At 46.5% G+C, this 12474-nt stretch carries 14 protein-coding genes; 4 read left to right on the top strand and 10 right to left on the bottom strand.

Translation table 11 applies throughout. The features are described 5' to 3' along the window. Window positions 1-7 precede the first annotated feature (7 nt). From QJS83_RS15675 to QJS83_RS15650, 6 genes are read right to left on the bottom strand one after another with little or no spacing between them, the layout of a single operon-like run. Entirely contained in the window at window positions 8-1237 is a 1230-nt protein-coding gene (locus QJS83_RS15675; protein ID WP_284606259.1) for an AgmX/PglI C-terminal domain-containing protein, read from the bottom strand. A gap of 11 nt (window positions 1238-1248) precedes the next feature. Continuing rightward, window positions 1249-1524: a hypothetical protein gene (locus tag QJS83_RS15670; RefSeq protein WP_284606258.1), complete on the bottom strand. Its 276-nt coding sequence runs from the start codon at window positions 1522-1524 to the stop codon at window positions 1249-1251. Then, complete coding sequence (locus QJS83_RS15665; RefSeq protein ID WP_284606256.1) at window positions 1521-4481, bottom strand: tetratricopeptide repeat protein; 2961 nt, start codon at window positions 4479-4481, stop codon at window positions 1521-1523. The genes QJS83_RS15670 and QJS83_RS15665 overlap by 4 nt, the downstream gene beginning before the upstream one ends. Continuing rightward, window positions 4478-4969, bottom strand: a complete 492-nt coding sequence (locus QJS83_RS15660) for an ExbD/TolR family protein (RefSeq protein ID WP_284606255.1) — start codon at window positions 4967-4969, stop codon at window positions 4478-4480. Before QJS83_RS15660 ends, QJS83_RS15665 begins: the two co-directional genes overlap by 4 nt. A gap of 6 nt (window positions 4970-4975) precedes the next feature. Next, window positions 4976-5446 (bottom strand): ExbD/TolR family protein, encoded by a 471-nt coding sequence (locus QJS83_RS15655; protein ID WP_284606253.1) that lies wholly within the window; start codon window positions 5444-5446, stop codon window positions 4976-4978. 2 nt (window positions 5447-5448) lie between these two features. Further along, on the bottom strand, window positions 5449-6138 hold the full coding sequence (locus QJS83_RS15650) for a MotA/TolQ/ExbB proton channel family protein (RefSeq protein WP_284606251.1): 690 nt from the start codon (window positions 6136-6138) through the stop codon (window positions 5449-5451). A gap of 343 nt (window positions 6139-6481) precedes the next feature. Between QJS83_RS15650 and QJS83_RS15645 the strand changes: the two genes are divergently transcribed. After that, entirely contained in the window at window positions 6482-6955 is a 474-nt protein-coding gene (locus tag QJS83_RS15645) for a hypothetical protein (protein ID WP_284606249.1), read from the top strand. Window positions 6956-6981: 26 nt separating this feature from the next. Here QJS83_RS15645 and QJS83_RS15640 read toward each other — a convergent pair whose 3' ends face one another. Together QJS83_RS15640 and QJS83_RS15635 are read right to left on the bottom strand one after the other, a co-directional pair. Continuing rightward, window positions 6982-7980 carry a cytochrome d ubiquinol oxidase subunit II gene (locus QJS83_RS15640; protein ID WP_284606247.1) on the bottom strand — a complete coding sequence of 333 codons (999 nt, stop codon included), beginning with the start codon at window positions 7978-7980 and terminating at the stop codon, window positions 6982-6984. 1 nt (window position 7981) lies between these two features. Further along, the gene (locus tag QJS83_RS15635; RefSeq protein WP_284606245.1) at window positions 7982-9280 is read right to left on the bottom strand and encodes a cytochrome ubiquinol oxidase subunit I; all 1299 of its coding nucleotides are present in this window, start codon (window positions 9278-9280) and stop codon (window positions 7982-7984) included. A 299-nt stretch (window positions 9281-9579) separates the two neighbouring features. Here QJS83_RS15635 and QJS83_RS15630 point away from each other — a divergent pair, with 299 nt between their 5' ends. After that, window positions 9580-9909 carry a DMT family transporter gene (locus QJS83_RS15630; RefSeq protein WP_284606244.1) on the top strand — a complete coding sequence of 110 codons (330 nt, stop codon included), beginning with the start codon at window positions 9580-9582 and terminating at the stop codon, window positions 9907-9909. A gap of 43 nt (window positions 9910-9952) precedes the next feature. Here QJS83_RS15630 and QJS83_RS15625 read toward each other — a convergent pair whose 3' ends face one another. Both QJS83_RS15625 and QJS83_RS15620 read right to left on the bottom strand, forming a co-directional pair. Continuing rightward, window positions 9953-10984 carry an alpha/beta hydrolase gene (locus tag QJS83_RS15625; protein WP_284606243.1) on the bottom strand — a complete coding sequence of 344 codons (1032 nt, stop codon included), beginning with the start codon at window positions 10982-10984 and terminating at the stop codon, window positions 9953-9955. Between the two features lie 36 nt (window positions 10985-11020). Further along, a complete protein-coding gene (locus QJS83_RS15620) occupies window positions 11021-11554 on the bottom strand; it encodes a hypothetical protein (RefSeq protein ID WP_284606242.1) in 534 nt (177 codons plus the stop codon). A gap of 299 nt (window positions 11555-11853) precedes the next feature. Here QJS83_RS15620 and rpmI point away from each other — a divergent pair, with 299 nt between their 5' ends. Together rpmI and rplT are read left to right on the top strand one after the other, a co-directional pair. Continuing rightward, on the top strand, window positions 11854-12045 hold the full coding sequence (rpmI, locus tag QJS83_RS15615; RefSeq protein WP_011164102.1) for a 50S ribosomal protein L35: 192 nt from the start codon (window positions 11854-11856) through the stop codon (window positions 12043-12045). Between the two features lie 80 nt (window positions 12046-12125). Beyond that, window positions 12126-12473 carry a 50S ribosomal protein L20 gene (rplT, locus tag QJS83_RS15610; protein ID WP_284606236.1) on the top strand — a complete coding sequence of 116 codons (348 nt, stop codon included), beginning with the start codon at window positions 12126-12128 and terminating at the stop codon, window positions 12471-12473. Window position 12474: the final 1 nt, after the last annotated feature.

Genomic DNA, 12474 nt, shown 5'->3' with positions numbered 1-12474 from the left:
TCTCCTCTTAACGAGCGCTCACGCGAGAAAGTTCGAACGGATAAAGAACGTCAACATTCACTTTGCCAACCGGGCGAGGGAACTGCCATGTTCTCATTTTTTGCAACATGCAGTTTTCAACCATACGAGAACCTAAAGAAGTCTCTGCCACTTTTGCCGTCGTGATTTTGCCGGCAGCGCCGATCACGAAGCTCACGGCCACGCGACCGCCCAAAGTAGGTTGGCCTTGCAAGCCTTTTTCATAACAATAAGTAATTTGACCTCTGTTGCGGTTGATAACAGCTTGGATTTGATCTTGGTCAAGACCACCTTCAACAACGACTTCTTCATCAAGGGGAAGACTGACGGCCGAAGTGCCACCAACTAAAGAGATCTTTCCATAACCAGCACGGCCGCCACCGGAACCCTTCGTTCCGTAACCACCAGCTCCTTGAGCACGAGCGCCTTCACCGGCAGAACCCGCGATCAAACCGTTGCCCGGCATGTATCCGCGCGCGCCACCGCGACCCGCGTTTCCGATACCGCCACCACCAGCGCCCTTACCAGCCGCGCGGATGTTTTTAAGAGATTGCATATCCAAACCTTCAGCGTCCATAGCGCCGTTTTTCAAACCGCCAAGAGCCGCCAAAGCTCCAACACGGCGAACGTCTTTCGCTTTTGCCGTGTTCACTTTGTAAGGCTTGCTTTTAATTTTTTTAGCAACAGGACGATAGACTTTGTTGGATTGCTTGATTTTAGTTTTAGAAACTTTCACATGAGGACGCGCCTCAGGCTGAGTTTTCACAGGCGGTTCTTCTTGTGGAAGCATAATCGTTACAAGAGGTGGCTCTGAAGTTTTCATGAAATAGTTTGTGTAAACCCATGAACCCAAAAGCAATACAAAGATCGCGATCATGTGTCCTGCAGTTGTCTTTTGCAGGATTGTTTTCAGTTGCTCTTCGTCTTGTTCTTCCGCCAAAGTGTGCGTCGGGCTGTTTTGTACGCCGTTTGCGGGGAAGGCGCGAACGCGACCCAAACCTTGCAGAACAAGACCTTCTTCGGAAAGTTGCGAAAGTTGAATCTCTTGAAGAAGAGTGTAAGGAATGCCGTTTTCGTTAAGTTCGTTTAAGTCAGTAAAGGCTTCAACGCGGCGACTGTCTTTGAGGTACACCAGATTCATAGAATCAGCGTGAACCGCAAAAGTGCGAACCTTTTGGCCGAGAGTGTTTTCAAGAATCAGAAGTTTCGCTGCGCTCATATCGTTTACCCTTAGTTACGTTCTGTTTCTTTTTCCTGGCGATCCTCAAACTGAGTACGGCCTTTCAAAAGATCTTCTAAAAGTTTGTCGTTTTCCACCGTCGCCGCTGTTCCCATCGAAGTCTGATACTTTCCGCGAAGGGAGGAACCGCTAAATCTGAAAGAGGTTCCAAGCTGAGATTTTTTCGCGACTGGTTTATCGGCTTTTCCGTTTTTAGCGGATTTTCCCGAGGCCAACGACACCTGGGAAAGTAGCAAAACGAGGGCCAAAGTTAGTGCTGATTTCATAGGCTTTTTCCTCTCTGGAGATGGCTTATACGCGCTTCCAAGTAAGCAGGCATAAGAGGGTGGCCAATTTTGGTCTCTATGAGTTTCAAATTTTCAATACTGCGGATATTTGCAGGGTCAGCTGCAACTGATTGGCGCGCAGACACTAAATCACGTGACGAAAGTTGTCTCTCGTCCAAGGCGTCTTCCAAAGCTGTTTTCATAGGGCCTTTACCTGGAATCTGATTGAGCAAAGTCAGCTCACGAGCCAACAAATTGCGAATTTCAGGACGAGCCACTTTGAAATCACGCAAAGTCTGCGCAAGACCCGGAGATCTATTCCAGATTTCTTGTTGTTTCTGCTGAGCTACGCGAGCCTTGTACAAGAACGGTTTCGACTGAGCTTTAAGCAATGAGATGTATTGTCTTTGTTCTTGTGGAGACAGTTTTTCCGGAAGAGGCAACGAAGCCAGGTCACGCACCATACGTTCGTTCTCATAAGAAACGATCGCCAAAGCCATCATCTGCGCCGTGACGTCTTTTAAAGGCAAACTTTCCGCCAAAAGAGCATCCGCTTTTTTAAGAAGGGCGACACGCGCAGCAATGGATTTTTGCAAAGCGCGATCATTGTTTGAACTTAAATAGCTGTCAGCAATTTTAGCCCGAGTCTCTTGCGCTTTTGTATAGAACGCTTGTTTTTTGATAAACAGGGGAGCCGACTGTTTACGCATTTCTTTCATCTCAAGAACGGACTTGATGGAAGAAGCGTCGCCCGTTTGCGCATACACCAATAAAGCTGTTTCATTTAGAAGAGCCGGGCGTTGTTTCAACTCACGTGCTTGCGTTTTTAATTCGCGAGCCGGGTTCGAAGAAGTCAAAACCAGGCGGGAACGAACGATCAAAGATCTTTCTCCGCGAAGTCCCGCATCCAAAGCGCGACGATAGTGTTTGGAAGCATCAAGACCCGCGAGGTCCGCTAAAGTTCCAAGACGGAATTCTTTTTCCTTTTCAGAGATTTTCGCATTCTGCAAACGCAAAGCCGTAACATAAGCGTTTTTGAAATCTAATTTTTTCTCGTAGTAACCTGTCATTTGCTCCAACGCATTTTCACGTTGCTCGGAAGTCAAACCAGGAACGGCCATCAGCGAAGTCAAAGCCGCGATATAAGTCTTTTCATCATCAAGCTTTTTTGCAAGAACGCTTTGGTTGTTATAGAAAAGAATCTTTTCCGCGCTGCTGGCATTTTTCACTTTATCGGCATCCAAAGAAGCCAAAGCTTTTTTAAGATCCGAAGAGCTAGAGCGAGAGTCATTCGCAACACGAGCCACGCGGTTCATCAAGGATTTACGCGCGATACCTTCGAATTCCGCACGAGCCTGCGGAAAAATCTCAGAGTAATCCCAAGCAAGATCTTCCAAAACTTTTTCGTTTTTCAATTGCGCCAAAGCGTCTAGTGAAAGATCCGCGGCTTTTTTACGAAGATCTGCAGTTCCGTTTTTATCTTTCGCAAGGTCTTCGAAAGATTCGGCTGCATCCGCGTATTGTTTTTGTTGGTAGCTCAAGTATGCGAGCTGGTATTTTACTTCAAACGACTTGGCATTGCGTGGAGCATACTTCAAATAGTGAATGTAGGCGTCTCTTTGCAAAGAAGGATTTTTTGATTTTTCCGCCGCGGAAACTTCGTTCAACAAAGCTTCTTCGCGTTCTTTTTGCGAGAAAGAACGGCTTTCGCTGACAGTGCGGTACAAAGCCACTGCTACAGGGAAGTTGCTCATTTCCATCGCAACAGAGGCCCCACGTTGAGTCATCTCCATATCGGCAGGGAAGGTTTTATTGTAAGTCAAATAAGCGCTCATCAAATCTTGATCAGGTTTCAATTTTTTAGAGCGGTGAAGTTCCGTTACATAACGTTTCATCGTCTTTTGCAGTTCTTCGCACTTGTCACCAGAACAACCGGACTTTTGCAAAGCGGCGGCGGCTTTTCCGAATTCAGTAACGGATTCTTTTGTGTTGCCGCGATCGTAATTGATTTGCGCTAACTGAATGGAAGCTTCGATACGCTCTTCTTTGGAAAGAGCATTGTCAGCCAAGTAACGGCTCATGATTTCTTGGGCCGGTTTTTTTTGACCGATACGGTCCGTTTCTTTAGCAAAGTACAACATCAAGTCTTTACGCTTTTCAATCGGAGCAAGAGCTTCAAACGTGTTGATCTCACGAGTCGTTACGTCTTGCTTCGTATAGAAAGTTGCAAGGTCGCGAAGCATGTCCGTGTGAAAAGGCGCATCGTATTTAGAACCGTCTTCAGTTTCACGACGGATCATCTCGGGATTTCTTAAAAGGTCTTCAAGGGTCGCAATCGCGCCCTTTAAATTGTCCGTGTTATATTCGCACCAAGCGACGTTATAGATCGTCAAATAACGGTTTTGAAGATTTTTATCCTTCAAAGCCACCTTGTAGTGTTCACGTGCATCAGCGAAACGGCCTTTTTGGAAAAGGAGGTCGCCCAAACCAACGCGAGAACGTGTTACGATTTCAGCATTAATATTTTTCTTTTTAGCATCTTTGATAATGCTTTCGTAAAGAGCAATGGCTTTATCGTTTTGGCCGGCCATCTCGTAAAGATGCGCCAGTTGAAAAAGAATCGGGCCGTGCTCATTCACTTTTACTTCTTGCAGAATTGTTTCGTAAATTTTGACGGCCTTTTGGCGGTCGTCTTTAGAGCCTTTGCAGCCTTCACAGCCGGCTTCGATTTCACTCATAAAACGAGTGCGGGCTCTTTCAGAAAGAAGATCCGCCAAACGCTGTTGGCTTGAAAGCCAGGCGTTGTCGGTCTTTTCCATTGCGGAAAGAACTCTTTCCATCTTTTTGATAACGAGATCCTGAGTCTCTGCGTTCATTTTGTCAGCAAAGGCCTGAGGGGAGCTCAAGATCCCTGTTAAAAAAGCGCTTACAACTAGGATATCGTTCAGTGTTTTCATCGTGCAGGTACCACCGCAAATTTCATTTTTTCGAAACCAGACAAGGAGCTTGCCTTAAGCAAAGGATCCAAGTCTTCGTATTTCATTTCCTGATCGGCTTGCACCAAAAGCTCCAAAGATTTCTCTTGGGATTTAGCTTTTAACTCGGCCAATTTTTCACCCAAAGCGCGCACGGGAACGATAACGTCGTTCAAACGGTAAACGCCTTTTTGAATCGTCAAAATCGGAGTTTCTTTCTCGACACCAACACTGTGTTCAGCGATGGGAAGATTCATTTTTGTGGGAACAGGGGACTCCATGCCGCTGTTTTGTGTGCCGATAAGAAGATAGATCACGATGATCGAAAAAGCGTCGATCAAAGAGGTCAATGGCAGAGCCAGCGCCAGGTTGTGACCGGCGCTTTTCTTCTTTTTCATCCCCGGCTTCAAGTTTTGCAAGTCGCTCAGGGGAGATCTTTTTTTAGAATCAGCAAAGGAAGACGTTTTCATAAAGTCCTACCCAAGAGGGGATAAACCCACTCCTTCAAATTGAAACTGTTTAAGTTTGTCCATGATGCGAATCACGTCGCCATAAGAAGCTTGCGCTTCAGGGCGAACGATTCCGGTTTTAAGGTCCGGAAACTTATTGCGCAGAGCCTGCAGCTTTTGTTCAAGCATCGACCAGTTCACACCGCGGCCTTGCGCTTGAATGCTGTCTTCATGGGTTTTGGCACCAGGAAGATCGCGCAAAGAAAGTTGAACCGCTCCTTGTGTGTTTACCGTGATATACAAGGAAGGAGGATTTTTAGCTCCAGCAACGGAGTTATCCCCGATCGCCTGGCGCGTGTCGATAGTGCCGATTTGAATCCAGACTGCCGTTAGCAAAAGGAAACAGATCAAGACCGACAAGATATCCAGGATCGGTAGAATATTAAGTTCAAAGTTCAATTCTTTGTCGCCATCACCGGCGCCGCCCATCATGCCCATGATTATCTCCCAGCGTTAGCAGGAACTTCTTTTTTCGCAGTTACGGGTTCGTAGTGGAAACCCAATTGAATGAAAAGATTCAAAGCACCTTTATTAAGGTCATCCGTTAAACGTGAAGCTCTGTTTTGCAAAACCGCATACATGATCAAAGCAGGAACTGCCACGATCAAACCGTAAGCTGTCGTGTTCATCGCCAAAGAGATACCTTGAGACAAGATCGTCGCTTTTTCTGCCGGGTTTGCATTCGAGATACCCGCGAAAGAGTGGATCAAACCTGTGATCGTACCCAAAAGACCTAACAAAGTAGCGACGTTGGCAAACATCGCCAAGAAACCGATGCGTTTTTCCACGCGAGAGTTTTCTTCAAGAAGAACTTCATCCATTTTAAGTTGGATTTCTTCTTTGCCACCCATATCGAGAGCAGCTTGAATACCTGCAGAGGCAACAACACCCAATGGTTCTTTTGCGCCCATTTGCAGGGATCTGCGCAAAGCTTTATCCAAGTTTCCAGCACGGATGTCTTCCGCAAGAACCTTAGAAAGCTCCTTTTGATTTGTTTTGCGCGCCACAAAGAGAGCCAAAGCTCTTTCTGCGATAATAGCGATTGAAACGATTTGTGCTGCTAAAATAGCCCACATCCAAATCGCGTCTGCTGATGTAAATCCACGGCCTAAAGATAATAGGAATTCCATATATATAATCCTCCACGGTAAATCCTGATCCATTATGAGCAACGAAGGTGCCAGAGGTGTTTCAGAAAGATCCAGAAGGGGTGGTGCATTTTGGAAAGAGACAATCTTCGTCACTTGGCGCGCGACTAGGGCATGGCTTTGATTAGAGTTGTGAGTATTTCGGGAATGTGGAAAAAGTCCTGTCAAATAGTTGCACAGTGATACCAAGGCTGTCTGTGGTGCAAGTTGAAACCGAACGTGAAAGAATGATTCACCAGTGCCACAAAATGGCGCTTCCTTAATGGAAAATCACTTTTCTTCGAAGAACTCTTCTTCTATAATTTTTAAAGAGGTGGGGTTAAGCATGCGTTATTTGCTTATCGTGTCTTCTTTATTGGTTTCCCTCAGTGTCTTTGCAAAGACGGACCCTTCACACCTTAACGCCACTTCGACTCTTGGCGAACTTCCCGCACCTGTTATAGATGAAAGAGACCTCGATGCTTTGGTCGAATATTTCAATGAATTCCTCGCAGCCGACCGAAAATACCGCGCGGATATGGAGCCCATTTTTAAGAACATCCGTCGTGAGCTGGCGAAGCTTAAAGAGAAGGGTCTTTTAAAAATGGAATTCGATCCGCGTCGCTTAACCAATGAAGAGCTGGCGGAGAAAATTCACAAGATGGCCACTTACGAAAAAGTCGCGGGGCCGTCGATCCTTGTAAAGACTATTCATGTCGGCTTCGTGTGTACGGGGCTTCTTACGGGCAAGTGCGGACGTCTTCCTGAAATCCAACGACCGGCGCCGGCACCTATCATCATGTCGACAGGAACAAAGTAAGAAAAGGGACCAGGTACCTTTTTTCGCTACTTTGTTTTAAAAACTTTAAGCAAATAAAAGAGACTTGGAAAAATAAAAAGACTTCCCACTAAAAGTGCAATCACAAGTTGTAAAAGAGTCGCCGTCGGTGCGGCAGCGGCATAGAAACTTAAAGGTCCTTGCCGAGTAAGAAGGGCGTTGGGCGCATGCAAGAAGTACCAGCCTAAAAGAATCAAACTTATTTGTCCTCCGGCGATAAGGCGAACCCAAAGCGTGTTTCTTTTGCTCACGAAAAACCATAATGCAAAGAACAGCAAAGTCGCCAAAACCATACATCCCACGGAATATTCATTCCTGAAGAACTCACGATGCAGCGGCGTTCTTTCGTCGGCAGAGGCTGAAAAAACTAACGCTCCGGCAAAGACGACGAGATAGTTTAATACCATGCCTCTGCGCGCGAAAAACTTTTGCAAGCCGGGCTCTTTCGCTTCGCCGATGAGATAAACGCTGGCAAGAAAAGAAAATATACACACCACGAAAACACCCATTAAGAAGGGATAACGCCCCCACCACGGAGCAATGTAGGCTTCAAAGAAAGTTCGCGCTTCGGGATTGATCAAACCGCGATCAAGACTTGCGGCAATGATTCCTAACCACATCGCTGTCCATAAACTCGAAACACCAAAAAGCATGGTGTAAATCTTTTGTGAGGTTTCGCCCTTAATCGCATCGTAATGCCGAAACGTAAACGCGCAGCCGCGAACAACGATGCCTAAGAGCAAGGCGACCATCGGGAGGTGCAAAGACGTCATCAGCGTCGTAAAGACTGACGGGAAGCCCATAAAAAGAATAACGACAATCAGAATGAGCCACATGTGATTGGCTTCCCAAACGGGTCCCATGGCTTCATTGATCAATTCACGCTGGGCTTCGCGATGTCTGCGAGTCGGAAGAAGCTCCAAAACTCCCGCGCCATAATCAGCACCGCCTAAAAGAACGTACAGCAAAAGAGAAGCTCCGATGAAAAATAATAAAATCTCGATCATCCTAAGTCTCAAACTTTCTTTGCGCTGCCAAGATCTGACGTCGCAACAGCCACACGGTGATAAATCCTAAGAACAGATAGAGGAATAAGAATAAATAGAAATGATATTTCATTCCAGGAACGGGCGTAACCGCTTCGCTTGTTTTCATAATGCCGTAAATGATCCACGGCTGTCTGCCGACCTCGGTGACAATCCAGCCCGCTTCTATGGCGATAAAACCCAATGGAATGCACGCCACTAAAAATTTGAGAAACCATGACGGAAAATTATTTTTTCTGATAAAGACAAAGAAAAGAACTCCGACAAAAGCCAGCAAAGTACCAATGGCGACCATGATCTGAAAGCTGATGTGCGTGATCACCAGAGGCGGCCACAACTCTTTGGGAAACTGATCAAGACCTTTTACTTCCGCGGCAAAATCATTAAACGCCAAGAAACTTAACAGACCCGGTAGTTCAATACCGTATTTCATCTCTTGCGCATTCACATCCGGAATGCCGCCAAGATAGAGCGGAGCCTGCGTGCTGGTTTTAAAATGTCCTTCCATCGCGGCCAGTTTGGCTGGTTGTAATTCCGCGACTCTTTGTGCGGCAAAGTGCCCCGCAAAAGGTTGCAGGATCGCGGCGACGGCGCCAAAACTCATCGCAATTTTTATTGCCGACAGATGAAGAGCGCGCGCTTTGCCCTTGAGATACAAAAATGCATGAATGCCTCCGACCGCGAAACCGACAGCTTGCAACGCTGCAAGCTGCATGTGCAGAGATTGGTGCAGCCATGCTTTGTTAAACATCGCTTGAACTGGATTGATGTTCAGAGCCTCGCCATTCACCCAATCAAAACCCGCAGGCGCATTCATCCACGAATTTGCAGCAACGACAAAAATGCCCGAGGCGAAACCGGAAAGACCGACGACCAGACCCGTGCTCCAGTGCACCCACGGTTTCATGCGTTTCCATCCGTAAAGAAAAAGACCGATGGCGATCGCTTCAAGGAAGAAAGCAGTGCCCTCCCACGAAAACGGCATTCCAATAATCGGGCCCGCATATTTCATGAATCCCGGCCATAACAAACCAAGTTCAAACGACAGCACAGTGCCTGACACGGCTCCCACGGCAAAAAGAATGGCGACACCTTTCATCCACATCTGCGTGAGTTCAAGATGCTCCGGATTTTTCTTTTTTAAATAGAGGAAGTGCGCGGCCGACATAAAAAAGGGCATCGTCATCCCAATCGAGGCAAAGATGATATGAAACCCTAATGAAAAGCCCATGGTGGAGCGGGCGGCGAGTAAGTCATCCATGTGTTTACTTTAGAAAATGTCTTTTGAAAGAGCAACCAAAGGTCCTTAAGGCAACAAAGTGATGCGGCTTAACAGGGCTTGCTGCGAACTCCTTTGCCGCCGCATTTAGTCTAAATTCGAGATAGAATTTTTTGCCTCTCTCGCAAAGTGTGCTACATTAGAGCTATCTTCTTTCGATGTTCTGTCGAAAGCGCTAAGAAAATATTTGGGATATAAAAGTCTCCCTCTGTTTCACAGCAACGACTTTCAGAAAAAATTGAATAGAGTGTCGGGCAATAAGGCTCGATGAGGAGTTTGCTATGAGCAACACGACAGCGTGGCTTGTTCTCTTGGTTGCGGGTATTTTGGAATTCGTCTGGGCGACGGGTCTTAAATATTCCGATGGATTTACAAAACTAGGACCTTCGATTTTCACGTTGGTGACAATGGGTATTAGTTTTTACCTCTTGTCACTTGCGATGCGAGTTCTGCCGGTCGGCGTTTCGTACACGGTATGGACGGGCATTGGCGCTGTGGGAGCGATCGTCATTGGCTTTGTGGTCTTTAAAGAACCTGTGTCGCTGATGAAGCTGGTTTTTTTAGGCATGATCGTCGGGGGAATTCTCGGTCTTAAATTCGTAGAATCCTAGTCGATAACATCGGTGTGGGAAAAAGGTACCTGGTACCTTTTTCCTACTGACGCCACAAGGTGGAGAGCCACTTCCACACTTCCGGTCGGCGCTCGCCGATATCAAAATGATTTCCGTCAAACTCGACATAGTCATGCTCGATCTTGGCATTTTTAAGAAGACGAGAAATCTGTCGCGCTCCGTACTGCAAATGGAAATTATCCTTCGAGCCCACATCTAAATAAATAGCGGATATCTTTTTAAGGGCTTCGATTCTTTGTGGAAGGAAGTGCAAAGGATCATGACGAAGAAATTCCTGCCAAAGCGAATCAATCTTTTCTCCCGTAGTCACGTCGAGAGGTAAGTGGAAGTCCCCATGATGGCCTTTCGGAGAATAACAAGCTGCCATACCAAAAGCATTCAACAGTGAATGCCAGTTGCGATTTTTCACGAGCTTTCCGTTGCGCAGTTCTTCCAAGGCTTTCAGTCCTGACTCCTTATATTTTTCCCAAAGCGGCAAAGCCTGGTAGAGATCAGAAATCAAACTGGCTTCGAAAAAAGAATCCGGAGCAATCGCGGCGATCACACCGAACGTGTCGGGATACTTAGAAGCTAAATGAAGAGCGCCATAGCCTCCGCTGGAACCGCCGGTGACACACCACTCGCGAGGGTCGGAAGAAACCGGGTGGTGCTTCCGTAAAGCAGGGATCACTTCCTGCATAATGTAATCTTCATAGTTTCCTGTGGCAGCGGAATTTAAAAACTGCGAGCCGCCCCAAGACGTCAAGGCATCGACAAAAACATAAAGTGCTTCCGGAGCTTCACCGCGCGCGAAAGCCTGATCGATTGCTTGCACCGCATTCTGTTCATTGAATTTAGCATTAAAATAAAACGGAGCGTTGCCGGTAAACCCGCCAAGAACCATGACGACAGGCCAAGGACCTTTCGACTTCGGCACCATCAGAGGATTGAAGCGAATAAACGGATCGCGAAGAGGATTGTTTTTCAGATGAGCACTTTCAACTTTCAATGTGGCGATTTGAAAGTGCTCTAATTCGTAAGCGCGAAGATTGTTTTGAATTTCCGATGTGTTCATGATTTGAAGTGTGGCAGTCCGCCGCGCTTCGAGCAATTATTTTGGCAGAGGTACAATCTTTTCGAGGTTCAAAGTTTTCAGCACCACACCTAAATAATCCATATTGTCGTCGACTTGGGCTTCGGCGCGCTCACTAAAAGAAACCATGTGCGTGCTTTCGAAGTAATGACCGGTGCCCTCAAAGCGAAAACCAACAAAGAAAGTATAAGTGGCCGCGGCTTCCATCCAGCCGCCGCGCCCGAACGCTGTTTGTACGATGGGAGTAAACTCCACCTCTCCGCAGCCGGGGATGTGTCCTTCAGGGGTTGGAACCTCATCAGGGCAATTTTCTGTTTCGATTTGTTTTCGCAAGATGCTTAAGCTGGAGGTGGGATCGGCGAGCATCATCGTAATGAACTCCTGGTTTTCAATACCATCAATGTACATCGCGGCCTGGGTGCCTTCCTTGTCTTCGGTGTCGATTTTAACTAAGGCCGTATTAGGTCCCAGTTTTGAGAATGTTCTGACGTCGTCAGCATGTGCGGAAAAGACAAAGAAAAGGGGAACGAGAAAGCCTAGGACCTTGTGCATGGGGTACTCCTCGGTGGGGGTGAATCGCCTTAGATTTAAGCAGAGTTTATCTATCAAAATCCGCCAAAGTTGGCTCGAGAAATCTTTAAAAACATTCTTAAATGTTTGAAATTATAAAGAAAATCCCGTTGTGGTGAGTTCGGGGCATAAAACCGATGATTCGCCCTAACCCCTTAAAAAAGCTTGCTTTTACCCGCCGTTCGCCCTAAAACGGTGAGTCCGTAATTATGACTGGCTAAGGCAATGGTTAAGAGCTGTCCCTGTCGGGAGAGACGCCTTATCGGTGGAAGGTATGCACTATGAAAATGCGCACACACTCTGGCGCTAAAAAACGTTTGAAAGTTCTTTCAAGCGGCAAAGTTAAGAAGAAAAGCACTCGCATGCGTCACTTGAACTCTCACATGAGCTCTAAGACGAAAAGACAACTAGGTAAAACATCATACGTTGAAGATGCAAACATGCTTCAAGTTCGTCGTTGTTTGGTATTCTAGGATTTCATTTAAATTTTAATGTCTTTTCCGTACGTAACTTCGACACGTTCGAAGATGTACAACTAATTTAGAGGTAGAAAATGGCTCGTGTAAAAAGTGGTAAAACAAATCGTGCTCGTCACAAAAAAGTTCTTAAGAGAGCAAAAGGTTACTATTCAGCTGGTTCTCGCGCGTACATCCACGCGGTAGAGAAAAACGACCGTGGTATGGCGTATGCTTACCGCGACCGTAAAGTTAAAAAACGTAACTTCCGTACTTTGTGGAATCAACGTATCAATGCAGCAGCTCGTTTGAACGGAACTACATATTCTCGTTTGATCGGTGGCTTGATTAAAGCTGGTATCCAAGTAGATCGTAAGATCTTGGCGGACCTTGCTATCAACGACGCAGCAGCATTCACTGCACTTTGCAAACACGCTTTGGCGTAAG

It is taken from the genome of Bdellovibrio sp. 22V, from assembly GCF_030169785.1.
GTDB lineage: Bacteria > Bdellovibrionota > Bdellovibrionia > Bdellovibrionales > Bdellovibrionaceae > Bdellovibrio.
Note: the sequence above shows the minus strand (reverse complement) of the source record. Positions and strands in the feature narration are given on the sequence as shown.